Source organism: Streptomyces sp. NPDC001480 (assembly GCF_042894725.1).
Lineage (GTDB): Bacteria > Actinomycetota > Actinomycetes > Streptomycetales > Streptomycetaceae > Streptomyces.
Window position 1 is genome coordinate 1 of sequence record NZ_JBIAVX010000010.1, and the last position, 22,520, is coordinate 22,520.

Consider the following 22,520-nt stretch of genomic DNA (forward strand, 5'->3'; position numbering starts at 1 on the left):
GTGTCGGCCAGGCACTGCGTCTCGACGTGGCGGGGCCGGTCGAGGTAGCGCTCGACGAAGCACTCGCCGCGGCCGAAGGCGGCGACCGCCTCGCGGACCGCCGACTCGTACAGCTCGGGCACTTCCTCCAGCGTCCGGGCGACCTTCAGGCCGCGGCCGCCGCCGCCGAAGGCGGCCTTGATCGCGATGGGCAGGCCGTGCTGCTCCGCGAAGGCGACGACCTCCTCCGCGCCGGAGACGGGGTCGGGGGTGCCGGCGACCAGGGGGGCGCCGGCGCGCTGGGCGATGTGACGGGCCGCCACCTTGTCGCCGAGGTCGCGGATGGCCTGCGGGGGCGGGCCGATCCAGATCAGGCCGGCGTCGAGTACGGCCTGGGCGAACTCGGCGTTCTCCGACAGGAAGCCGTAGCCCGGATGGATGGCGTCCGCGCCGGACTCACGGGCGGCACCGAGCACTTTGCCGATGTCGAGGTAGCTGGTGGCCGGGGTGTCACCGCCCAGAGCGAACGCCTCATCCGCGGCGCGGACATGCGACGCGTCCCGGTCCGGGTCGGCGTAGACGGCCACGCTCGCGATCCCGGCGTCCCGGCAGGCCCGGGCCACGCGGACAGCGATTTCGCCACGGTTGGCGATGAGCACCTTGCGCACGATGGCTCAGTCTCCTCGGGATCAGATGGATGGTGATCGCGCACTGTGTCTCTTCCCGGGGCGGCGGCCCACCCTCCCGGGATGCGGCCAAAAGGACGGCGATGACGTCGCCAACCAGGGCCTTGTCCGGCGGCGTAGGAGGAGTCCGACGCGGATGCCGGCCGGGGATGCCCCGGCGACCTCGGCGGCGCAGTCGCGCGGCAGTGCCCGGGCCCGCGTACGCGGGTGGCTCCCGGCGTACTGCCACCAGACGGTGACCGGGACCGTCCCGGTCCGCTCAATCGGGCCCTTCGCGGCCTGGTCGGGGCGCTCGCACCGGCTTGGCCGACGGCGTCCAAAACCGGCCCTCGCTCAGACCTTTTCCCGGCTTCTGGACAGCGAGCGGTCGCCCTGCACGGCGGCCCGCTCCACCGCGGCGCCTGACCCGCTGGGCACCTTTGCTCCCACCGGCGACATGCGTCGGCCGCCGCTCAGCCGGAGCTCCGGCTCTCCGCGGCGGCGAACAGGGCGAACGCGAGCACGAGGAGCGCGATGCTCGCGAAGACCTCGTAGCCGTCGAGGAAGCCGACCCGCTGCACGAGACCCACGTGCCAGTGGGTGAACTCGTGCACCAGGCCCAGCACGCCCTGGACGAGGGCGATGAATCCGACCATCTCCAGCACCTGTTTCATGCCCCGATCCTGGCCCCGTGGACTCCCCGCACGCATCGGCCGCGGGGCGGGCAGGGCCCGCCGGAGGACTGCGCCGCCGCCGCGGCGGGCCGCCGAAAGTCCACGCTCGTCCGACTTTCGTCGCCGATCCCGCGCACCGGGCGGTGGCCCGTCCCGTGGCCGCATAGATTTGCCGACCGTGAAGTCGTCGACGGCGCAGGTTGAGATGCCGGCCGGGGCACCGCGGGCGTTCGCGGGCCGCCGCTGGCTGTTCCCGTCCGCCCTGATCCACGAGCTGGACCCGGACCCCGCCGCCGCCGGGCGGCGGCCCCGGCGCACCGCGCGCGACTGGCTCGTCGACTTCTGCTGCTTCCTGCTCGCCGTCGCCGTGGGCCTGGCCGCGGCGGACACCCTGCGGCACGACCCCCACACGCCCCACGCGCTCGCCGTCGTCGACCAGTTGCTCGGCGCGCTCGCCTGCGCCGCGATCTGGCTGCGCCGCCGGTGGCCGGTCGGGCTGGCCGTCGCCATGGTTCCCGGCGGTTTCCTGTCGGACACCGCGGGCGGCGCCGCCATGGTCGCCCTGTTCACCCTCACCGTGCACCGGCCCTTCCGGTACGTCGCCTGGATCGGCGGCATCGAACTCGCGCTCGACCCGGTCTTCTTCTGGCTGCGCCCCGACCCCGACATGCCTTTCGCGGGCATCGTCGCGTTCAGCGTGCTGCTCACCCTCTCGGTCATCGGCTGGGGCATGTTCGTCCGCTCCAAACGGCAGCTGATGCTCAGTCTGCGCGACCGTGCCCGCCGCGCGGAGACCGAGGCGCGGCTGCGGGCCGAACAGGCCCAGCGGCTCGCGCGGGAGGCCATCGCCCGCGAGATGCACGACGTGCTGGCCCACCGGCTCACGCTGCTCAGCGTGCACGCGGGCGCCCTGGAGTTCCGCCCGGACGCGCCCACCGAGGAGGTCGCCCGGGCCGCCGGTGTCATCCGGGAGAGCGCGCACGAGGCCCTTCAGGACCTGCGGGAGATCATCGGGGTGCTGCGGGCGGGCGAGCGGGACGACGCGGGCCGGCCCCAGCCGACGCTCGGCGCGCTGGACGCCCTCGTCGCCGAGTCACGCGCGGCGGGCATGCGGGTCACCCTCGACGCCCGGGTCACGGACTCCGCCGCCGTTCCCGCCTCCGTCGGCCGCACCGCCTACCGCATAGCCCAGGAGTGCCTGACCAACGCCCGTAAGCACGCCCCCGGCACCGAGGTCACCGTCACCGTCGCGGGCGCCCCGGGCGACGGCCTGGCGGTCACCGTACGCAATCCGGCTCCCGGGGCCGACGTGCCGCCCGTTCCCGGCTCGGGCCAGGGCCTGATCGGTCTGGCCGAGCGGGCCACACTCGCCGGGGGAAGGCTGGAGCACGGGGCGACGGGGGGCGGCGGCTTCGAGGTGCGGGCCTGGTTGCCGTGGGCAGAGCTGTGATTTCGTGACGGCCATGGCTGCGATCAGACTGCTGCTCGTCGACGACGACCCCCTGGTGCGGGCGGGCCTGTCCTTGATGCTGGGGGGCGCCGACGACATCGAGATCGTGGGGGAGGCCGCCGACGGCGCCGAGGTCGAGGCGCTGGTCGAGCGCACCCGTCCCGACATCGTCCTGATGGACATCCGCATGCCCGCGGTGGACGGACTGACCGCCACGGAGCGGCTGCGTACCCGCGAGGACGCCCCGCAGGTCGTCGTCCTGACCACCTTCCACGCCGACGAACAGGTGCTGCGGGCGCTGCGCGCGGGCGCCGCCGGGTTCGTCCTCAAGGACACCCCGCCCGCCGAGATCGTCCAAGCGGTCCGCCGGGTCGCGGCCGGCGATCCGGTGCTGTCGCCCACCGTCACCCGCCAGCTGATGGCGCACGCGGCCGGTTCGGCCGCCGACACGCGGCGCGCACGCGCGCGTGCGCGGCTCGCCGCCCTCAACGACCGCGAACGCGAGGTCGCCGTCGCGGTCGGCCGCGGGCTCGCCAACGCCCAGATCGCCGCCGGGCTCTTCATGAGCATCGCCACCGTCAAGACGCACGTCTCCCGCATCCTGGCCAAGCTCGACCTGAACAACCGCGTGCAGATCGCCCTGCTGGCCTATGACGCGGGACTGCTGGACGACGGGGATCAGGCGAGCCAGTCGGTGTAGCGGGTGGGGGCGAGGCGGGCATCCTTGTCGGTGAGGACGTCGCCCTTGACGGCGGCGAACATGCCGGCGGTGGGGTCGACGACGACCGTACGGTTGTCGCCCTTGTGGGCCAGGGTGATCCGGCCCACCTCGTCCAGGGTGAGGATCTCGGGTCCGGCGACGTTGCGGATGCCGTTCAGCGGGGCGCCGGCGGCGACCTCCGCCACCGCGGCGGCCACGTCCCTGGAGGCGATGGGCTGGATGGGCGTGGCGGGCAGCCGGACGGTGTCGGCGTCAGCGGTCCAGGACAGCACCGCGTCCATGAAGTCCATGAACTGCGTGGCCCGCACGATCGAGTAGGGGATCGGCCCGGCCGCGAGGATCTTCTCCTGGAGTGCCTTGGCCCGGTAGTAGTCCAGCTCCGGCACCCGGTCCACGCCGACGATCGACAGGACGACGAAGTGACCGACGCCGGCCTCGCGGGCCGCGGCCAGCAGGTTGTCCATCGAGGTCTGGAAGAAGGACAGCGAGGCCTCGTCGAAGGTCGGGGAGTTCGTCAGGTTGACGACGACGTCGGCCCCCGCCACCGCCTCGTCCAGCCCCTGGCCGCTGATGACGTCGACCCCGGTGGACTGCGAGTGCGGCACCGCCTCGTGCCCGGCGGCGTCCAGCTTCTTGACGACCTGCGATCCGATCAGCCCCGTACCGCCGATGACTGCGACCTTCATGTCATGCCCTTCGCCGGGGATATGTCCGAAATGTTACATACGAAGGATCATATGGGCGCGGCGGTCACCGCGACCGGGTCAGCCCGACGCCCACTCCCGTTCGCCCGGGATCTCCGCCAGCCGTACCGGCCTCCGCTCCCGCCGGGACAGTTCGCAGGCCTCGGCCACCCGCAGGGCCTGGAGGGCCTCACGGCCGTCGCAGGGGTTGGCGCGCTCGCCGCGGACGACGTCGACGAAGGCGCACAGTTCGGTCTCGTAGGCGGGGCCGAAGCGTTCCAGGAAGCCGGTCCACGGCTTGTCCGCGGCCGGCGGCCCGGTCGGCTCGGTGGACGCGATGGGTGTGCGGTCGTCCAGGCCGACCACGATCTGGTCCAGCTCCCCGGCGAGCTCCATGCGGACGTCGTAGCCGGCGCCGTTCAGCCGCGTCGCCGTCGCCGTGGCCAGGGTGCCGTCGTCCAGGGTGAGGAGGGCCGCGCCCGTGTCGACGTCGCCGGCCTCCCGGAACATCGCGGGCCCGGCGTCCGATCCGGTCGCGTACACGTCGACGATCTCCCGCCCCGTCACCCAGCGCAGCACGTCGAAGTCGTGGATCAGTGTGTCCCGGTACAGCCCGCCGGACAGCGGCAGCCAGGCGGCGGGCGGCGGGGACTGGTCGGAGGTCAGCGCCCGTACGGTGTGCAGCCGCCCGAGCCGTCCCGAGCGGACCGCCTCGCGTGCGCCCGCGTAGCCGGTGTCGAAGCGCCGCTGGAACCCCATCTGGAGGACGGTGCCGGCCGCCTCGACCTCGGCCAGCGCGTGCAGCGTGCCCGGCAGGTCCAGGGCGATCGGCTTCTCGCAGAAGACGGGCAGGCCGGAACGTGCCGCCCGGCCGATCAGGTCGGCGTGGGCGGAGGTGGCCGTAGTGATCACCACGGCGTCGACACCCCACCTGAAGATCTCGTCCACTCCCGGCGCCGCCGTCTCGCCGAGGCGGTGCGCGAGCTCCTGTGCCCGCGCCGGTTCCGTGTCCGTGAGGATCAGGGAACCGACCTCGCGGTGGCGGCTGAGCGTGTTCGCATGAATGGTGCCGATGCGGCCCGTCCCGATGACCCCGATGCGCATGGAAACAAAGTGAGGGCCGACCCCGTACGCTGTCAATGCGTATGTCCGGACAATCGGACTACACAACTTCCCGTCAACCAGCCACGGAGCTACGCTCGGCCCGTGCCGAAACCAGATGTGGACCCCACAGTGTCGCTCGACCTCAGTGTGGACCGGAGTTCGCCGGTGCCGTTGTACTTCCAGCTCTCCCAGCAGCTGGAGGCCGCGATCGAGCACGGCGACCTCACCCCGGGCAGCCTTCTGGGCAATGAGATCGAGCTCGCCGGACGGCTCGGCCTGTCCCGGCCCACCGTCCGCCAGGCCATCCAGTCCCTCGTGGACAAGGGCCTCCTCGTCCGCCGCCGCGGCGTCGGCACGCAGGTCGTGCACAGCCAGGTCAAGCGTCCGCTGGAGCTCAGCAGCCTCTACGACGACCTGGAGGCGGCCGGGCAGCGCCCCGCGACGAAGGTGCTGGTCAACACCGTCGTCCCGGCGTCCGCCGCGGTGGCGGCGGCGCTCGGCGTCGCCGAGGACAGTGACGTGCACCGCATCGAGCGGCTGCGGCTGGCGCACGGGGAGCCGATGGCGTACCTGATCAACTACCTGCCGCCCGGCCTGCTCGACCTGGACACCGCCCAGCTGGAGGCGACCGGCCTGTACCGTCTGATGCGCTCCGCCGGGATCACCCTGCACAGCGCCCGGCAGTCCATCGGCGCCCGGGGCGCCACGGCCGCCGAGGCCGAGCGGCTGGCCGAGACGGAGGGCGCACCGCTGCTCACGATGCAGCGCACCACCTTCGACGACACCGGTCGCGCGGTCGAGTTCGGCGACCACACCTACCGGCCCACGCGCTACTCCTTCGAGTTCCAGCTCCTCGTACGGCCCTGACACCGGGACGGCCGCATCGGCCGCCATTCGTCTGCATCGTCCGTCTCCGCTATATGTCCGGACAATATGACCGAAAGTTCTTCCCCGCCCTGAGGCGTCTTTTCATGGGCATCGCGACGTCGACCAGCCCATCGGCACCCTCTCCGGCGGCGCGCGCCCGTGCGTGGCGGCGGCACGGGACGAGGGACCGGGTGTTGTCTTGATCACCCATAATCCTCGTCACGCCCACCTCGTGGGCGACCGCTTCGTGCTCCTCGAGCGCGGCACGATGGTGGGCAGCCACACGCGGGACGAGACGACCCTGGACGAGTTGACCCGGCAGATGGCGGGCGGAACCGATCTGGACGATCTAGGGCACGAACTCCGGCGGGCCTGAGGGACGCGCCGACCCGCACCGGGCGGTGACCGGCGCCCGGCGACGGCCGCGCACCGTCCTTATCTCCCCCATACGGCACCGCCCCGCGGGGTGAGGCAGAATCGGGGCCGATGAGCACCTACCGCGACCTCACCGCCCCCATCGGCTCCCGCCGGGCCACCGTGCTGCGCACCGTGGGCACACGAGAGCGCCGGTCACTCCTGACCGCGCCCCGCGTGCCCACGGTCGGCATCGACATCGGCGGCACCAAGGTCATGGCGGGCGTCGTGGACGCCGACGGCAACATCCTGGAGAAGGTCCGCACGGAGACCCCGGACAAGTCCAAGAGCCCGAAGGTCGTCGAGGACACCATCGCGGAACTGGTCCTGGACCTGTCCGACCGGCACGACGTGCACGCGGTCGGCATCGGCGCCGCCGGCTGGGTCGACGCCGACCGTAACCGCGTCCTGTTCGCCCCCCACCTGTCCTGGCGGAACGAGCCCCTGCGCGACCGCCTGTCGGGACGCCTGTCCGTCCCCGTCCTCGTGGACAACGACGCGAACACCGCCGCCTGGGCCGAGTGGCGCTTCGGCGCCGGCCGGGGCGAGGACCACCTCGTCATGATCACGCTGGGCACCGGCATCGGCGGCGCGATCCTGGAGGACGGCCAGGTCAAGCGCGGCAAGTACGGCGTCGCCGGCGAGTTCGGGCACATGCAGGTCGTGCCCGGCGGCCACCGTTGCCCGTGCGGCAACCGCGGCTGCTGGGAGCAGTACAGCTCCGGCAACGCGCTGGTCCGCGAGGCACGCGAACTGGCCGCCGCCGACTCCCCGGTCGCCTACGGGATCATCGAGCACGTCAAGGGCAACATCGGCGACATCACCGGTCCGATGATCACCGAGCTGGCCCGCGACGGCGACGCCATGTGCGTCGAACTGCTCCAGGACATCGGCCAGTGGCTCGGCGTCGGCATCGCCAACCTGGCCGCCGCCCTGGACCCGTCCTGCTTCGTCATCGGCGGCGGCGTCAGCGCCGCCGACGACCTGCTGATCGGCCCGGCCCGCGACGCCTTCAAGCGCCACCTCACCGGCCGCGGCTACCGCCCCGAGGCCCGCATCACCCGCGCCCAGCTCGGCCCGGAGGCCGGCATGGTCGGCGCCGCCGACCTGGCCCGCCTGGTCGCCCGCCGCTTCCGGCGCGCCAAGCGGCGCCGGGTGGAGCGCTACGAGCGCTACGAGCGGTACGCCGAGGCCCGCCGCACCCAGGACACCGCGTGACCGCCTCGCTGCCCCGCCAGGCCACGCCGCCGGACGAGCAGTCGCACCGTCCGGCCGAGGACCCGCGCCACAAGGCGAAACGCAGGGCGCTCACCCTGCTGATCATCGTGCTGCTCATCGGCGTCCCGGCCGGCTACCTGGTGATCTCCGCCAACCAGAGCCGCAACAGCGGCAAGGACAAGGAGCTGAAGTACTCGGCGACCGGCCTCACCGCGGGCTGGCCGTCGAAGGTGCAGCGCCGCCTCTACCGGGTGCCCGTCCCGCACCCGGCCGACCAGATCGCCTACTACGAGACGAACAACTGGAAGACCAGCCGCCTCTACGTGCAGTTCCGGACCAACAGCGCCGGCCTGGACAGCTTCCTCGAGAGCATGGACGTCAGCCGGGACGACCTGAAGAAGGGCGACGTCAGCATCAGCGCCCGCGACCAGAAGATCACCGGCTGGACCTTCACCGGCCCCGGGCCCTGGTGGGGCCTCACCCACAAGCAGAAGAACCCGGCGCCCACCGAGGACGTGATCGTGAACCTGGCCGATCCGAACTTCCCGATGGTCTACGTCGTCTCCCGCACCGTCCCCTGACAGCGGACCCCGGACGGTCGCCGGGGCCGATTGTCAGACCCCGCCCGTACAGTCGGAGACGTCTGATCCGACACACGGGCGGGAGGTGGCAGAACGTATGAGCGGCACGGCTGCGACGGCCGGACGCGCGGGAGGACCCCCGGAGCACGGGGAGGCCGTCCCGCTGCGGCTCGCCGCCGTCTACCTGCCCGCGCCCCTGCCGCGCGAGGGCCGGATCGCCTTCTGGGACCCCGACGACACACCGGCCACACCCGAGGCGGCCCGGGCACCGGCGGACGTGCGCCGGGACGAGCTGACGGTCGTACGGCGGCACGGCCCGGGCGTGCGCCGCAGGCAGGTGCCCGCCCTCTCCCTGCCGCTCGAACAGGCACTCCCACTGCTGGTGCGGGCCCGCCGGGACCCGGCCGCCCACCCGGCCACGGCCTGCTGGGGCGCCGCCGCCCTGCACGCGCTCCGCCTCGCCGCCCGCGGCCGCCTGCTGCCCGGCCTCACCCCCGCCGGGCACGACGCCTGGCGCGCCGGCCCCCTGGACCCCGACGACATCGCCCACCTGCGCGCGGTGGCAGCCGCCCTGCCCGCCGAGGGCCACGCCGTGCCGCTGCCCGGACCGGGCCCGCTGCGGCTGCCCGAACCGGAGGCGCTGATCCGCTCCTTCCTCGACGCGGTCGCGGACACCCTGCCCCGCACCCCGGCCGCGCCCCACACCTCCGGCAGGCCCTTCGCCGCCCGCGAACCCCAGTCGCTGCCCGACGCCCACGACTGGGCCGCCGAGGTCGCCGCCGGCATGGACGCGGGCGTACGGATCTCACTGCGCCTGGACCTGACCGCGTACGACCTCTTCGACGGCGACGCCGACCACACGGGGGCGCGCGGCGCGGGCGCGGCGATCGTCCAGGTGCACAGCCTCGCCGACCCCACCCTGATGGCCGACGCCGCGGCCCTGTGGGCAGGGGAGGCCGACGCCGCGTTCGGACCACGCGCGCGCGTGGACGCGGCTCTCGCGGTGCGCCGCGCCGCCCGGGTGTGGCCGCCGCTGGACCGGCTCGCCGAGCGGGAGGTGCCCGACGTACTCGCCCTGTCCGAGGACGAGCTCGGCGAACTGCTCGGCGTGGCGGCCGGCAGACTCGCCGCGGCCGGGGTCGCCGTGCACTGGCCGCGGGACCTGGCGCAGGATCTGAGCGCCGCCGCCGTGGTCCGGCCCGCGCCGGGCTCGGCGACCGACGGCACCGGCTTCTTCGAGAGCGAGGAACTGCTCCAGTTCCGCTGGCAGCTCGCGCTCGGCGGCGACCCGCTCACCGAGGGCGAGATGGACGCCCTCGCGGAGGCCCACCGCCCGGTCGTCCGGCTGCGCGACCGCTGGGTGCTCGTCGACCCGGCCCTCGTCCGCAAGGCCCGCAAACGCGAACTGGGCCTGCTCGACCCGGTCGACGCCCTGTCCGTCGCGCTCACCGGCAGCGCCGAGGTCGACGGCGAGACCGTGGAAGCGGTGCCCGTCGGCGCGCTGGCCGCCCTGCGCGACCGCCTCACGGCCGGGATCCGGCCCGCCGAGCCGCCCACCGGCCTCGACGCCACGCTCCGCGACTACCAGCTGCGCGGCCTGGCCTGGCTCGACCTGATGACCTCCCTCGGCCTCGGCGGCTGCCTCGCCGACGACATGGGCCTGGGCAAGACCATCACGGTGATCGCCCTCCACCTGAAGCGGGCCCGCACCGAACCCACCCTCGTCGTCTGCCCCGCCTCCCTGCTGGGCAACTGGCAGCGCGAGATCGCCCGGTTCGCGCCCGGCGTCCCCGTCCGCCGCTTCCACGGCCCGGATCGCACCCTGGACGGCCTCGAGGCGGGCTTCGTCCTCACCACGTACGGCACCATGCGCTCGACGGTGACCCGCCTGGCCGACCAGCCGTGGGGCATGGTCGTCGCGGACGAGGCCCAGCACGTCAAGAACCCGTACTCGGCGACCGCCAAGGCGCTGCGCACCATCCCGTCCCCCGCGCGCGTGGCCCTCACCGGCACCCCGGTGGAGAACAACCTCTCCGAGCTGTGGGCCCTGCTCGACTGGACCACCCCCGGACTCCTCGGCCCCCTGAAGGCCTTCCGCGCCCGGCACGCCCGCGCCGTGGAGAACGGCGAGGACGAGGAAGCGGTGCGGCGGCTCGCCCGCCTGGTCCGCCCCTTCCTGCTGCGCCGCAAGAAGTCCGACCCCGGCATCGTGCCCGAACTGCCGCCCAAGACCGAGACGGACCACCCCGTCCCCCTCACCCGCGAACAGGCCGCACTGTACGAGGCGGTGGTGCGCGAGTCGATGCTGGCGATCGAGACCGCGGAGGGCATCGCGCGCCGGGGCCTGGTGCTGAAGCTGCTGGGCGCCCTCAAGCAGATCTGCGACCACCCCGCGCTGTACCTGAAGGAGGAGGCCCGCGACGACCGGCTCGCCGCCCGCTCCGGCAAACTCGCGCTCCTGGACGAGCTGTTGGACACCCTGCTCGCCGAGGACGGCTCGGCCCTGGTCTTCACGCAGTACGTCGGCATGGCCCGTCTCATCACCGCCCACCTCGCCGCCCGCGCGGTCCCGGTCGACCTGCTGCACGGCGGCACGCCCGTCCCCGAACGCGAACGCATGGTGGACCGCTTCCAGAGCGGTGAGACCCCGGTGCTCGTCCTCTCCCTCAAGGCCGCCGGGACCGGCCTGAACCTCACCCGCGCGGGCCACGTCATCCACTTCGACCGCTGGTGGAACCCGGCCGTCGAGGAACAGGCCACCGACCGCGCCTACCGCATCGGCCAGACCCAGCCCGTCCAGGTCCACCGCCTGGTCACCGAGGGCACGGTCGAGGACCGCATCGCCGAGATGCTCGCCGCCAAGCGCGCCCTGGCCGACGCGATCCTCGGCTCCGGCGAGGCGGCCCTGACCGAACTGACCGACCGTGAGCTGTCCGACCTGGTGTCGCTGAGGAGGCCGTCGTGACGGGCGGGGAGGGGCGCCCGGCGGACGTGGCGCGACGGGCCCTGCGGGAGGCGCTGGACGCCCGGGAGCGGGGGAGCGGTCCGCCGGGGAGCGCTCTGCCGGGGAGCGAGGACGGGGCCGTGGCGGCCGAGGGTGAGGGCGGGACCGTGTCCGAAACCGGGCCCGGGGCCGGCGACCAGGGTCGGAGGCTCGGACTCGGTGTTCAGGTGGCGGCTGCCCGCGACGAGGAGCCGTCGCCGCGGGGCGCGGCCCCGGAAGAGAAGCCGTCACCGGAAGGCGCGGCCGACCGGGCGGGGTCCGCGCCCGGGTGCGACGCGCCGAGGCCCGGCGATGCCGCCCGCGCGGCGCTCCGGTCGGCCGTCGCCGCCCGCCGGGGTGCGGGCGCGGCCGCCGAGTACGGCTCCGGACCGGCCGCGCCCGCCGCGCCCGTCCCCGCGCCCGCCGCGCCCGCCGAGCCGGCGAGTCCCCCGCAGGACCCGGCACCGGACTCCGTGGCAGACCGTCCGGCTCCGCAGGCGGCACCGACGAACCGTGGTCCGGCCGAGCCGGGCGGACGCCCGGGAGACATCGCCCGGGAAGCCCTGCGAGCCGCTCGCCGCGCGACTCGCGAGGCGGAGCCCGCGAACGCCGTCGGCTCCCCGGGCCGACCGGCCGCCCCGGCCCGCGCCGCCGCGCCGCAGCACGTCGATCGGCGCAAGGTGGCCCAGGACATGAGGGAGTTCCTCGCGACCGCCTTCCGGATGCCCTCCATGTCGGGCGAGCCGAGCGGGACGGCCGACGCCGGTGACCCGCCGCCGGCGACCGTACCCGGCCCGCCGGACCGCCCGCCCACCGCGGCCGCACCCCCGGACACCCCGGCACCGCCCACCACGCCCCCCTCGAAGACGGCACAGCCCTTCCCGGCCGCGCCCCTCCCGACCGTCCCCCACACCATGGCCACCCCCCACCGCGACCACGACCTGCGCCGCACCTTCCCCGCCTACCCGCCCCGCCCGGCGCAAGAGGCCCGGTTCGCCGAGACCTGGTGGGGCAATGCCTGGGTCGACGCCCTTGAGCAGGGTGCGCTGGACGTGAAGCGGCTGGCGCGCGGGCGGGGTTACGCCGAGCAGGGGCACGTGGACGCGATCACCGTGACGCCCGGGCTGGTGCTGGCGTACGTGCGCGGCAGCCGCCCCCGGCCGTACCGCGTCCAGGTGCGGCTGCGCACGCTGGAGGAGGCCGACTGGGAGCGGTTCCTGGACACGGCCGCCGACCGGCCCGGACACATCGCCGCGCTGCTCGACAAGGAGCTGCCCCACTCCCTCGCCGACTGCGGCGTCCCCCTGCTGCCCGGCCCCGGCGACCTGGCGCCCCGGTGCAGCTGCCCCGACTCCGGCTACCCCTGCAAGCACGCGGCGGCCCTGTGCTACCAGACGGCCCGTCTGCTCGACGCCGACCCCTTCGTGCTGCTCCTGCTGCGCGGCCGCGGCGAGCGCGACCTGCTGGACGCGCTGTCCCGCCGCAGCGCCGCCCGCGCGGCCCGCGCCGACCGGGAACGGCAGCCGGCGTCCCCGCCCGGCGTCCGCGCCACCGACGCCCTCGCCCCACGCGGCCTGCCGCCGCTCCCGCCGCCGCTGCCCGCGCCCCCGCACCCCCAGCAGCCCCCGGTGTACCCGGCGGCACCGGGCGGCCCCGACCCCTTCGCGCTGGACCAGCTGGCGACCGACGCCGCCGCCCGCGCCCACACCCTGCTGACCACCGGCCGCGACCCGGTCGGCGAACTCACCCTCTGGCAGGACGCGGTGCGCCAGGCCGCGGCCCGCCCCGGTTCCGGGCTGACCGCCGGCACCCGCGCGCTCTACGCCGCGCTGGCCGCCGCCGCGGGCCGCACCCCGGCCGAGCTGGCGCGCGCGGTCGCCGCCTGGCGGCAGGGCGGGCTGGAGGGGCTCACCGTCCTCGAGGAGCCCTGGGACCCGCCCGCGGGCCGCTTCGACCGGGCCCGCCCACTCCTGCTGGCCGCCGACCTCCCGGCCTTCCGCCCCTGGCGCAACCGCCTCACCCACCCCCGGGGACACGTCCAACTCCGGTTCGGCCGCGACAGCTTGTGGTACGCCTACGAGTCGGAGCCGGACCACGACGACTGGTGGCCGCGCGGCACACCCGACCCGGATCCGGTCGGCGCGCTGACGGGCCTGGGCGTCCCCGGTGAGGCGTGAGGTGACGCCCGACGCGGTGGGTCGTCCGCCACGTCAGGCTCAAGCGGCCGCGGCGACGCCGATGCCGATGGCGATGAACAGCCAGCCGGTCGTCAGTTCCCAGCGGTGGCGGACCTTCGGGCGGGCGAGCAGCTCGCGCAACCGTGCGGCGACGGCGACCAGGGCGAACCAGTAGGCGACGCCGATCAGAATGTCGAGGATGCCGAGGAAGAAGATCTGCCGTGCCGTGGAGCCGCCGCCGTGGACGAACTGCGGCAGGATGCTGAGGAAGAACAGCGCCGCCTTCGGGTTGAGCACGTTGGTGAGGAAGCCCTGGGTGAAACCGGACCGCCACCGGCCGCGGCCCGGTCCGCCCTCCGCCTCACTCGGCGGGGTGGCGACACCCTTCGGATCGTTGCTCACCTCGCGTCCGGCGCGCCGCTCGCGTCCGGCCCGCCGGGCGGCCAGCACCGCCCGGATCCCCAGGTGGACGAGGTAGGCAGCGCCCAGCAGCTTGATGGCGTCGTAGACCAGCGGCGAGCGAGCGGCGATCAGCGACAGCCCAATGGCGGCGGCGAGCATGTGCACGCACAGTCCGCTCTGGGCGCCCAGCGCCGCCGCCCGCCCCTTGGCGGGATGCTCGGTGGCCGATCTGACCACCACGAGGAAGTCCGGGCCGGGGACCACATAGGCCACCAGTACCACACCGAGGAAGCCGACGAGGTCGACCGACATCCGCTCTCCCTTTCGCTGGCCCTGGGGACTGCTCGTGGTCCAGGGATCGTTCGTCAAGGGGCTGGTGGACGGCCCGCTCAGGCCGCGAGCGTCCGCCGGCCGGCCACGGAGGCGACGGCCTCGTCGAGGTTCCCAAGGCCGTCGGCCGGTTGCTCGTCCGTCACAGTCAGCGGCGGCAGGACCTTGACCACCTCGTCATGGGGCCCGGCCGTCTCCAACAGCAGACCGCGCCGGTACGCGGCGCCGCACACCTCGCCGGTCGCGCCCGGACGGTCGAAGGACAGGCCCCACACCAGACCGCGCCCGCGCGGGGCGGGCAGCCCGTACCGGCGGGCGCTCCCGGCGAGGGCACGGCCCACGCGTTCACCCAGTGCGGTGGTCCGGGCCTCCAGCGCGCCGTCGGACCAGAACACCTCCAGCGCGCGGGCGCCGGTGACGAACGCGGGGTTGTAGCCGCGGAAGGTGCCGTTGTGCTCGCCCGGCTTCCACACGTCGTACTCGGGGCGCATCAGCGTCAGAGCCATGGGCGTCCCGTACCCGCTGATGGACTTGGACAGGCAGACGATGTCAGGGACGATTCCGGCCGATTCGAAGGAGAAGAACGGTCCGGTGCGCCCGCAGCCCATCTGGATGTCGTCCACCACGACCAGCGTGCCGTGCTCCCGTGCCCATGAGACCAGGGCGCGCAGCCACGCCGGGCGAGCGGGGTTGACCCCGCCTTCGCCCTGCACGGTCTCCACCACCACGGCCGCGAGCGGTCCGTGCTCGTCGGCGTCGTCCAGCGACCGGGCCGGCCGCGCCACCGACCGCTCGTCGTCGTCCGAGGGGTCGTCGAAGGGCACCGGGACGGTGTGCGGCAGCGGCACCCCCGCGCCGGCGCGCTTCACCGGGTTGGCGGTGCATGCATCTCCGGCTGGTCGGGCAAGCGCCTGCGCAGAGCGTGGCAGATCTGCTCGATGCTCCACCGCCTGGTGAGGTGGTCCTGGATGAAGTCGCGCAGCTCGGGGTTCTGGCCCATCTTGCCGGGCTTGGGGCGCGGGCGGCGCTGTTCGGCCCGGCGCTGGGCGGCATGGGGTCGGTAGGCCCAGCGGGAGCGGTTGCCGCGCAGGGGCATGCCGTTGCGGCGTATCTCCCGGCTGCCTGTGGACGGGCTGCGGCCCAGCTCAGCGGCGATGGCCCGGACCGTCGCTTTCTCCCGGAACCGGTCGGCGATGTGGATCAGCTCGTCGCGGTGCGGTGGCTGTGGCGGCCCGGCGGGCCGGTGCCACCGCTGTCCACGTCAGAGGAAGGACGGCGATGTCAGCGGCTCGTGTCGGCGTCACCTTCGTCATCCGGAGGGTCTCCCTGTCTCCTGCCGCCCGGAGGAGAGCCGTCCCCGTGCTCTTCCAGCAGCTCGAGAAGCGCGGCGTCCGCTCTTTTCTGGTCTTCTTTCGTCAGCTCGACCGGTGCGTTGTCGTAGACGGTGTAGCGATCTGGATCGATGATGTTGGCGGCCCTCAAGCTGAACGTCAGCAGACGGCGCCAACCCTTGCGGTGGCCGACCCGAACTTGTAGCTGGGCCTTGTAGTCACGGGCCTCCGGGAGGAATCCGGAGAACGGTGCCTCGAACTCGAGGAAGAGCTGTTGCGCTTCTCTGCCGGGCACGACGAATCCGGCGGGCAGCTTCGCCTCCTCGTCCGGCCCCGGTTGGAGCCGGGACGACGAGGACACCCACAGCAGTGGCAGATGGGAGGCGGGCTCATCGGGGAAGGTCAGGATGATGTCCTGTACGACGATCGGTTTGGGACCGGTGTTGTGCAGGATGAGCGGCAGCCGTAGACGTGCCGTGGAACCGTGGACGATCGCCGCGAAGGCATGAGGCTCCCACGCCTTCAGGCGTCCCTGTCGGGCGTGGAGCCACCAGAACGACGCGACGGTGAAGAGCAGTGCGCAGGCTGACACCACACTGGCGCCGGTGAGCGATGAGGACGCGATCTGATCCGCCGCGACCGTCAGCGGAACCACAGACTCAGTCTGCCAGCCCCATCATGGGCTCGCTAACAGGACGAGTGGACGCCGACCATCCCCCGAAACGGTTCACAGGGCGGCAAGGAGCACGAGATACCACGCGACCAGGGCCGCGCACGCCACCGCCGGGATGAGCTTGGGCAGCCCGTCGCCCTTGCGCACGTGCGTGGTCACGGCACCGGCGAGCAGCGTCAGCAGTCCGATGCCGGCCAGGCCGCCGCACAGCGGTACGACCGGGCCGAGGGCCACGCCGATGGCGCCCGCCAGCTCCAGCCCGCCGATGACCCGGTAGGCCGCGGTGGTGAAGCCGGCGTGGGCGGCCAACCCGGGCATGGGCCCCAGGGCCAGGATCTTGGCCGCGCCCAGCAGGGCGAAGATCAGCGCGAGGAGACAGGTCAGCGAGGCGGAGAGGATCACGAGGCGCCTTCGGGGGTGTGCGGGCGGTGGGCCTGGCGGCGTTCGGCGCCCAGGCCGGCGAAGTAGGCGATCAGGTCGGGGTTGTCGACCGCGGAGGGGTTGAGGACCTGGTCGACGCGGGCGCCCTGGAGGAGGCGTTTGACCGGGACCTCGAGCTTCTTGCCGGTCTTGGTGTGCGGGATGGCCGGTACGGCGAGGATCTCGTCGGGAACGTGGCGGGGTGAGGCGCCGGTGCGGATCGCGTCTCGGATCTTCTCGCACAGGGACTCGTCCAGACCGACCCCGTCGGCGAGGACGACGAAGAGCGGCATCCAGTAGCCGCCGTCGGGTTCCTCCGCGCCGATGACGAGGGCCTCGGTGATCTCGGGGAGGCGTTCGACGATGTCGTGGATGTCGGCGCTGCCCAGGCGTACGCCGTTGCGGTTGAGGGTGGCATCGGAGCGGCCGTGGACGATCACCGAGCCGTGACCCGTGACGGTGACCCAGTCACCGTGGCGCCACACACCCGGGTAGGCGCTGAAGTAGGTGTCGCGGTAGCGGCTGCCGTCCGGGTCGTTCCAGAAGTACAGCGGCATCGACGGCATGGGCCGGGTGACGACCAGTTCGCCGACCTGGTCGGTGACCGGCCGTCCCGCGTCGTCGTACGCCGCGAGCGCCACGCCGAGGTTGGGGGCCGACAGTTCACCCGCCCAGATGGGGGTGGTGGGGGCGCTGCCGGCGAAGCCGGAGACGACGTCCGTGCCGCCGCTGGTGGAGGCCAGCTGGATGTCGGCGCCGACGTGGTCGCGGACCCAGGGGTAGGCGGAGGCGGGCAGGGCGGAGCCGGTGCAGCCGATGGCGCGGATCGCCGACAGGTCGTGCGCGGTGGGTTCGATGCCGAGCTTGGCCATGGCCAGCAGGTACTGGGGGCTGGTGCCGAAGACGGTGACCTTGTGGCGGGCCGCCAGTTCCCACAGGATGTCCGGGCGCGCGACCGGCGCGGGGCTGCCGTCGTAGGTGCAGGTGGCGGCACCGGTCAGCAGGGTGGAGACGGCCAGGTTCCACATCATCCAGTGGGTGGTGGTGTACCACAGCAGGCGGTCCCCGACGCCCAGGTCGCAGTGCAGGCCGAGGGTCTTGAGGTGTTCCAGCAGGACGCCTCCGTGACCGTGGACGATGCCCTTGGGCAGGCCGGTGGTGCCGGAGGAGAAGACGATCCACAGCGGGTGGTCGAACGGAACCGGGGCGATGGCGAGGTACTCGGTGCGGCCGGCCGCGTCCTCCCAGGGAACCGTCAGCCTCGCGGCCCGGGTCGCGGGCCACGCGAGGCCCAGGTGATCCACGAGTACCGTGGCCTTGAGCGTGGGCAGGGCGGCGGCCAGGTCGAGGGAGGCTGCGCGGCGGTCGTGGCGGGTGCCGTTGAAGAGGTAGCCGTCCGCGGTGATGAGCACCGTGGGTGCGAGTTGGGCGAAGCGGTCGGCTGCGGCCTTGGGGGCGTAGTCCTGGCCGCACACCGACCACACGGCGCCCAGGCTTGCGGTGGCGAGGAAGGCGATGACGGCGTGCGGGGTGTTGGGCAGGTAGCCGACCACCCGGTCGCCCTGTCCGACGCCGAGGTCGCGCAGGGTGGCCGCGACGGAGGCGACCCGGCCGCGCAGTTCCCGGCCGGTGATCTCGTAGCAGGCGCCGGTCTCGTCCAGCGCGGTGATCGCGGGGGCGTCCGGGTGCAGGTTGCGCAGTGCGTGGTGGGCGTAGTTGAGGGTGGCGCCGGGGAACCAGCGGGCGCCGGGCATGGCTTCCTCGGCCAGCACCCGCTCGTACGCGGTGGTGGCGTCGACGTCGAAGTACTTCCACACCGCGGCCCAGAATCCTTCCAGGTCGGTGACGGACCAGCGGTGCAGGGCCTGGTAGTCGGTGGGGTCCTGGAGCCCTTCGGCGTGATGGTGCCGGGCGGCCCAGCGGGCGAAGTCCGCGATGCGGCTGCCGGCGGCCGCTTGGGGGTCGGGCGGCAGGAAGGGCTCCGGATAGGGCGTGGAGTGCGGGGTGGTCATGGTGTGGTGTTCCTCGTCAGGGGGCGGGCCGGGCTTCGGCGGGGCGGCGGGTGGTGTGCAGCAGCGGGGCCCAGGCTGCGGTGTCGGTGAAGCCGCCGGCACCGGTGGGGACGGTGTCCAGTACGACGCGGTCGGGGCGCAGCAGGACGGCGTCGGCGCGGCCGCGGGCCAGCCAGGCGGCCAAGGTGCCGTCGTCGCTCAGGTCCCCGACGTGGACCGTGGGCGCGCCCAGTGCCGTGGCCACGCCCGTCATCTGCGCGGTCGGCGGCACGGCGGCCAGGACGGTGAAGGAGTCGCCCAGGACGTCGTCGAGGCGCACTTGCCTGCCGCCCCGCAGTACCCAGGGTTGGGGGCAGAAGGTGCCGGGCAGGGAGCGTCCGGTCAGCCGGGGGCGGCGCCGTATGAGTGGACCGGCGGTCAGGGCGGGGCTGAGGTCGCGGCTGACGGTCGCGGTCACGCCGGGGATGCGGCAGGCCGCGCCCACGACGGCCCGGCGGATGGCCGCGCCGCGGTCCTGTCCGCCGGTCATGGCCCAGCCGACGGCGACCGCGAGGCGGATCATGTGGCGGGCGTGCGGCTTGCGCTCCAGCTCGTAGGTGTCCAGCAGCCGTTCGTCCGCGCCCTGCTGGAGGACGCGGGCGAGTTTCCAGGTGAGGTTGCGGGCGTCGCGCAGGCCCGCGCACAGCCCCTGCCCGATGAAGGGCGGGGTGAGGTGGGCCGCGTCGCCCAGCAGGAAGACGCGTCCGCGGCGCCAGCGGTCGGCGAGGCGGGCCCGGAAGGTGTACTGCGCCTGCCGGATCACCTCGAAGTCGTCGTCCTCCGACCCGTCGGACGGCAGATCCACCCAGGGGGCTACCAGCTCCCGCAGGCGTGCCCGCCCCTGCGGGCCGTCCAGGTGCTCGTCGTCGTCCAGCCGGAACTCCCAGCGGTAGCGGTCCTCGCCGACCCGCATGTAGGTGGCCGGACGGGTGGGGCAGCAGATCTGCTCGGCGCCGTCCCAGCTGCTCACCCGGCGGCTGGTGCGCACGTCGATGACCCGCCAGCTCTCCTCGAAGCGCAGGTCCTCCCAGACGGCGCCGATGGCCTCCCGGGTGATGCTGCCCGCGCCGTCGCAGCCGAGGACGGCGTCGGCCCACAGGTACTCCTCCTCTTCGCTGCCGTCGCGGCGGAAGGCCACCCGTACCGGAGCCGTGCCGTCGGCGGGCTGCGTGACGGACACGGCCTCGGCGCCGCTCCACAGCTCGCACTCGGGGCGGCGCTTCAGGGCATCGCGCAGCAGGCGTTCCAGTTCAGGCTGGTCGAACATGTTGGTCTGGGCGAAGCCGTGGTGGCCGTGCGGGGAGCGCGGGAACTCGGTGATCACGCGGCGCCGGGGATCCAGCAGCCGCAGGCCCGGTGCCGGGCGGGCGACGGCGGCGAACTCCTCGTGGACGCCGACGCTCTGCAGGATCCGGCAGATCTCGTCGTCCGCGACGACGGCCCGTGGCAGGGGGTAGATGTCCCGGTGGCGTTCGAGGAGCAGGCTGGGCACTCCGTGTCGTGCGAGCAGGAGGGCGGCCGTGACCCCGACCGGTCCCGCGCCGATGATCACCACCGGTCTGCGGGCTGCTGCGGCGCTCACCTCGCGTCCGCCACGGCGTTCCGCTGCTCGCCGAGGTCGATCCGCCCGTCCGGGGTGGCGATCGTGGCGGTGATGAGGTCGCCGTCGCGCAGGTAGAGGGGGTTCTTGGCCTGCCCCTTGAAGAACGCCTTCCACCTGACCGCGGGCGGCAGCAGCGCACTGATCTTCGCGACCGGCTTGGGCGGGGCCTTAAGCGCGGTGCCGCCGGGTGTGCCGGTCAGCAGCAGGTCACCTGGGTCGAGGGTCTGGAAGCGGGCGAGCAGGGTGAGGGCCTGGGCGGGCCGTACGATCATGTCGGCGAGGGTGCGGTCCTGGCGCGGGGCGTCATTGACATTCAGCCGCAGCCGCAGGTTCAGAAGGTGGGCGAAGTCCTCGGGCTCCAGCAGCGCCAGGTACGGACCCGTCGGCGTGAAGGTCGGGTACGACTTGCTCTCGTAGAACTGGGTCTTGGTCAGCTGCACGTCGCGTGCGCTGACGTCGTTGGTGAGGACCAGCCCGGCGACGTAGCGCGGTAGGTCCCGCTCTTCCACGACGGTGCCTACGGGCAGGGTCGCGCCTATGACGAGGCCGAGTTCCACCTCGTAGTCGAGGAAGTTGACGTGCGCCGGGCGGACGATCGTGTCGTGCGGGCCGCTGACCGAGCCGGAGGCCTTGCGGAAGAAGGTGGGCGGGATGTCGCCGGTGAAGCCGGAATCCTTGGCGTGGCTGCGGTAGTTGACCATCTGGGCGACCACCCGGCAGGGGGTGGTGACCGGGGGCAGTGCCACCAGGTCGGCGACCGGCGTGCCGCTTTCGCCGGAGGCGGCGGCCTCGCGGACCGCCTCCCGGTCGGCGAGCAACTCGGCGGTGGTGACGGCCTTGGTCTCGATGCGGATGGCGCGCTCGTCGCGTACGGTCCACCAGCCGTCGGGGGTGCGCAGAACGTTGGTGCTCATGAGCTCATCGCTTTCATCAGGCCCAGCAGGCGTGCGGGGTCGAGTTCGTTTTCGCCGCGCAGGGCATGCATGACTTCGCGCAGCTTGGCGGGGGACGGGTTGGCGCCGAGGAAGTCGCGGGTGACGGGCGGGCCCCACTGGGCCAGGCCGCTCGCGGACATCGGAGCCCAGCCGGGTTCGAGGTCGCGGGAGAACAGGTCGCCGTCGGCGAAGTGCTCCAGCATGAAGCGGTCGGGGTCGCGCCAGTAGTCGAAGAGCTGGCTGCCCTGGATGTGCCGGCCGATCCCCCAGCTGCGCCGGTAGCCGCGCTCGGCCAGGTACTCCCCGCCGGCCGCGATCGAGTCCAGGTCGGTCACCTGGTAGGCCGAGTGGACGTAACCGGTACCGGGCCCCAGATGCAGGGCCAGCGTGTGGTGATCCACGGGCGTGCTGTCCTGGTCGCAGCGGATGAACGCCATCGTCGGCCCGCGCCCGCGCTGCCCGTCCAGGAACAGGAAGTCGGACACGATCATCCCGAGGGTGTCCAGATACCAGTCCAGGGCCCGCATGAACACCCGCGTCTCCAGCACCACGTGACCGAGCCGCTGGATGCGCGACGGCTCGCGGGGCGGCCGCTGGGTGGCGTTCGTACGACGGTGCTCGGCGCCGGTGTTGAGGATCAGCGGCTGCTGCTCGGGCAGAGCGGGCAGCTGCTCGGCGCAGTGCACGACCCGCACCGGGAAGCCGGAAGGATCGAGCAGAGCGACCGACTGTCCGCCACCGGGGACGTCGATGCCCTGGACGTCACTGCCGGTCGCGCGGGCCAGCCGGTCCAGATCGGCCCGTTCGGCCGCACGGAACGCCGGCCCGACGAAGCGGGACGCCTGCCCGCGCCGGATGACCATGCACGGTGAGCCGGCGAAGGTGCCGCGCAGCCACAGCTCCCGCTCGGTGCGGGCGGCGATCGCGAACCCGAAGTCCCGGGCGAACACCTCGGCCCGGTCCAGGTCCGGCTTCTCGAACTCCAGCCAGGCCAGGTCCGCCACCTTGATGACGGGGTTCCGGGACCGGCCGGGATGCTCACCGCGCAGGGCGCCAAGCTCACTGTGGAGATCTTGATGGGGCGTTTGGAGATCGGCCCTGTTAACGGGGGTGTGGGACATGGTGCCCTCCAAGCAACACTGCCGTAATGAGGAAATCATCAACTTTGCCGTTGCTCACCGTCAATAGAGCAGACCCAAAGAATTGAGGAAATCATCAGTCATGCGGGTGTCATCGATCCGGTTGTTAGACTCGGTCGT

19 protein-coding genes and 2 pseudogenes are annotated in these 22,520 nt (G+C 73.3%); 8 read left to right on the forward strand and 13 right to left on the reverse strand.

Features of this window, described 5'->3' with window-relative positions; translation table 11 throughout:
- Both ACFY01_RS24910 and ACFY01_RS24915 read right to left on the reverse strand, forming a co-directional pair.
- A partial coding sequence (locus ACFY01_RS24910; RefSeq protein ID WP_390737949.1) for a biotin carboxylase N-terminal domain-containing protein occupies positions 1–647 on the reverse strand: 647 nt, incomplete at its 3' end.
- 470 nt (positions 648–1,117) lie between these two features.
- Positions 1,118–1,318, reverse strand: coding sequence for a hypothetical protein (locus ACFY01_RS24915; protein ID WP_390737950.1), 201 nt, complete (start codon positions 1,316–1,318; stop codon positions 1,118–1,120).
- A 205-nt stretch (positions 1,319–1,523) separates the two neighbouring features.
- Between ACFY01_RS24915 and ACFY01_RS24920 the strand changes: the two genes are divergently transcribed.
- Positions 1,524–2,768 (forward strand): sensor histidine kinase, encoded by a 1,245-nt coding sequence (locus ACFY01_RS24920; RefSeq protein ID WP_390738247.1) that lies wholly within the window; start codon positions 1,524–1,526, stop codon positions 2,766–2,768.
- 13 nt (positions 2,769–2,781) lie between these two features.
- Positions 2,782–3,468 carry a response regulator gene (locus ACFY01_RS24925; RefSeq protein ID WP_390737951.1) on the forward strand — a complete coding sequence of 229 codons (687 nt, stop codon included), beginning with the start codon at positions 2,782–2,784 and terminating at the stop codon, positions 3,466–3,468.
- Here the strand turns inward: ACFY01_RS24925 and ACFY01_RS24930 are convergent.
- Both ACFY01_RS24930 and ACFY01_RS24935 read right to left on the reverse strand, forming a co-directional pair.
- A complete protein-coding gene (locus tag ACFY01_RS24930; protein WP_390737952.1) occupies positions 3,447–4,175 on the reverse strand; it encodes an SDR family oxidoreductase in 729 nt (242 codons plus the stop codon). The two genes, ACFY01_RS24925 and ACFY01_RS24930, sit on opposite strands and share 22 nt — an antisense overlap.
- A gap of 78 nt (positions 4,176–4,253) precedes the next feature.
- On the reverse strand, positions 4,254–5,276 hold the full coding sequence (locus tag ACFY01_RS24935) for a Gfo/Idh/MocA family oxidoreductase (protein ID WP_390737953.1): 1,023 nt from the start codon (positions 5,274–5,276) through the stop codon (positions 4,254–4,256).
- Positions 5,277–5,405: 129 nt separating this feature from the next.
- On the opposite strand from ACFY01_RS24935, the gene ACFY01_RS24940 reads away from it, so the two are divergent.
- The 6 genes and pseudogenes from ACFY01_RS24940 to ACFY01_RS24965 all read left to right on the forward strand — a co-directional run bounded on the left by ACFY01_RS24940 (position 5,406) and on the right by ACFY01_RS24965 (position 13,516).
- A complete protein-coding gene (locus ACFY01_RS24940) occupies positions 5,406–6,143 on the forward strand; it encodes a GntR family transcriptional regulator (RefSeq protein ID WP_390738248.1) in 738 nt (245 codons plus the stop codon).
- A gap of 112 nt (positions 6,144–6,255) precedes the next feature.
- Positions 6,256–6,519: pseudogene (locus tag ACFY01_RS24945) on the forward strand (sugar ABC transporter ATP-binding protein); the annotation flags it as partial.
- Between the two features lie 110 nt (positions 6,520–6,629).
- Positions 6,630–7,775 carry an ROK family glucokinase gene (locus ACFY01_RS24950; protein WP_390737954.1) on the forward strand — a complete coding sequence of 382 codons (1,146 nt, stop codon included), beginning with the start codon at positions 6,630–6,632 and terminating at the stop codon, positions 7,773–7,775.
- Positions 7,772–8,356 (forward strand): sugar kinase, encoded by a 585-nt coding sequence (locus ACFY01_RS24955; RefSeq protein ID WP_390737955.1) that lies wholly within the window; start codon positions 7,772–7,774, stop codon positions 8,354–8,356. The genes ACFY01_RS24950 and ACFY01_RS24955 overlap by 4 nt, the downstream gene beginning before the upstream one ends.
- 97 nt (positions 8,357–8,453) lie before the next feature.
- A complete protein-coding gene (locus ACFY01_RS24960; protein WP_390737956.1) occupies positions 8,454–11,321 on the forward strand; it encodes an SNF2-related protein in 2,868 nt (955 codons plus the stop codon).
- Positions 11,318–13,516, forward strand: a complete 2,199-nt coding sequence (locus ACFY01_RS24965; protein WP_390737957.1) for an SWIM zinc finger family protein — start codon at positions 11,318–11,320, stop codon at positions 13,514–13,516. Before ACFY01_RS24960 ends, ACFY01_RS24965 begins: the two co-directional genes overlap by 4 nt.
- A gap of 39 nt (positions 13,517–13,555) precedes the next feature.
- Here the strand turns inward: ACFY01_RS24965 and ACFY01_RS24970 are convergent, their stop codons facing one another.
- The 9 genes and pseudogenes from ACFY01_RS24970 to ACFY01_RS25010 all read right to left on the reverse strand — a co-directional run bounded on the left by ACFY01_RS24970 (position 13,556) and on the right by ACFY01_RS25010 (position 22,382).
- Positions 13,556–14,230: a LysE family translocator gene (locus ACFY01_RS24970; RefSeq protein WP_390737958.1), complete on the reverse strand. Its 675-nt coding sequence runs from the start codon at positions 14,228–14,230 to the stop codon at positions 13,556–13,558.
- Positions 14,231–14,307: 77 nt separating this feature from the next.
- Complete coding sequence (locus ACFY01_RS24975; RefSeq protein WP_390737959.1) at positions 14,308–15,117, reverse strand: aminotransferase class III-fold pyridoxal phosphate-dependent enzyme; 810 nt, start codon at positions 15,115–15,117, stop codon at positions 14,308–14,310.
- Between the two features lie 14 nt (positions 15,118–15,131).
- Positions 15,132–15,485, reverse strand: a pseudogene (locus ACFY01_RS24980) (transposase); the annotation flags it as partial.
- A gap of 44 nt (positions 15,486–15,529) precedes the next feature.
- A complete protein-coding gene (locus tag ACFY01_RS24985; protein WP_390737960.1) occupies positions 15,530–16,234 on the reverse strand; it encodes a hypothetical protein in 705 nt (234 codons plus the stop codon).
- Between the two features lie 72 nt (positions 16,235–16,306).
- Positions 16,307–16,654: a DoxX family protein gene (locus ACFY01_RS24990; protein ID WP_390737961.1), complete on the reverse strand. Its 348-nt coding sequence runs from the start codon at positions 16,652–16,654 to the stop codon at positions 16,307–16,309.
- A complete protein-coding gene (locus ACFY01_RS24995) occupies positions 16,651–18,684 on the reverse strand; it encodes an acetoacetate--CoA ligase (protein WP_390737962.1) in 2,034 nt (677 codons plus the stop codon). The genes ACFY01_RS24990 and ACFY01_RS24995 overlap by 4 nt, the downstream gene beginning before the upstream one ends.
- Positions 18,685–18,700: 16 nt before the next feature.
- Positions 18,701–20,305 carry a bifunctional 3-(3-hydroxy-phenyl)propionate/3-hydroxycinnamic acid hydroxylase gene (locus ACFY01_RS25000; RefSeq protein WP_390737963.1) on the reverse strand — a complete coding sequence of 535 codons (1,605 nt, stop codon included), beginning with the start codon at positions 20,303–20,305 and terminating at the stop codon, positions 18,701–18,703.
- Positions 20,302–21,240, reverse strand: a complete 939-nt coding sequence (locus tag ACFY01_RS25005) for a fumarylacetoacetate hydrolase family protein (RefSeq protein ID WP_390737964.1) — start codon at positions 21,238–21,240, stop codon at positions 20,302–20,304. Before ACFY01_RS25005 ends, ACFY01_RS25000 begins: the two co-directional genes overlap by 4 nt.
- Positions 21,237–22,382, reverse strand: a complete 1,146-nt coding sequence (locus tag ACFY01_RS25010; protein ID WP_390737965.1) for a VOC family protein — start codon at positions 22,380–22,382, stop codon at positions 21,237–21,239. Before ACFY01_RS25010 ends, ACFY01_RS25005 begins: the two co-directional genes overlap by 4 nt.
- Between the last annotated feature and the right edge of the window lie 138 nt (positions 22,383–22,520).

Excerpts from the sequence above, each read along its gene's own strand:
- ACFY01_RS24915 (WP_390737950.1), bottom strand. The coding sequence starts at position 1,318 with ATGAAACAGGTGCTGGAGATGGTCGGATTCATCGCCCTCGTCCAGGGC.
- ACFY01_RS24920 (WP_390738247.1), top strand. The coding sequence starts at position 1,524 with ATGCCGGCCGGGGCACCGCGGGCGTTCGCGGGCCGCCGCTGGCTGTTC.
- ACFY01_RS24925 (WP_390737951.1), top strand. The coding sequence starts at position 2,782 with ATGGCTGCGATCAGACTGCTGCTCGTCGACGACGACCCCCTGGTGCGG.
- ACFY01_RS24930 (WP_390737952.1), bottom strand. The coding sequence starts at position 4,175 with ATGAAGGTCGCAGTCATCGGCGGTACGGGGCTGATCGGATCGCAGGTC.
- ACFY01_RS24935 (WP_390737953.1), bottom strand. The coding sequence starts at position 5,276 with ATGCGCATCGGGGTCATCGGGACGGGCCGCATCGGCACCATTCATGCG.
- ACFY01_RS24950 (WP_390737954.1), top strand. The coding sequence starts at position 6,630 with ATGAGCACCTACCGCGACCTCACCGCCCCCATCGGCTCCCGCCGGGCC.
- ACFY01_RS24960 (WP_390737956.1), top strand. The coding sequence starts at position 8,454 with ATGAGCGGCACGGCTGCGACGGCCGGACGCGCGGGAGGACCCCCGGAG.
- ACFY01_RS24970 (WP_390737958.1), bottom strand. The coding sequence starts at position 14,230 with ATGTCGGTCGACCTCGTCGGCTTCCTCGGTGTGGTACTGGTGGCCTAT.
- ACFY01_RS24995 (WP_390737962.1), bottom strand. The coding sequence starts at position 18,684 with ATGACCACCCCGCACTCCACGCCCTATCCGGAGCCCTTCCTGCCGCCC.
- ACFY01_RS25005 (WP_390737964.1), bottom strand. The coding sequence starts at position 21,240 with ATGAGCACCAACGTTCTGCGCACCCCCGACGGCTGGTGGACCGTACGC.
- ACFY01_RS25010 (WP_390737965.1), bottom strand. The coding sequence starts at position 22,382 with ATGTCCCACACCCCCGTTAACAGGGCCGATCTCCAAACGCCCCATCAA.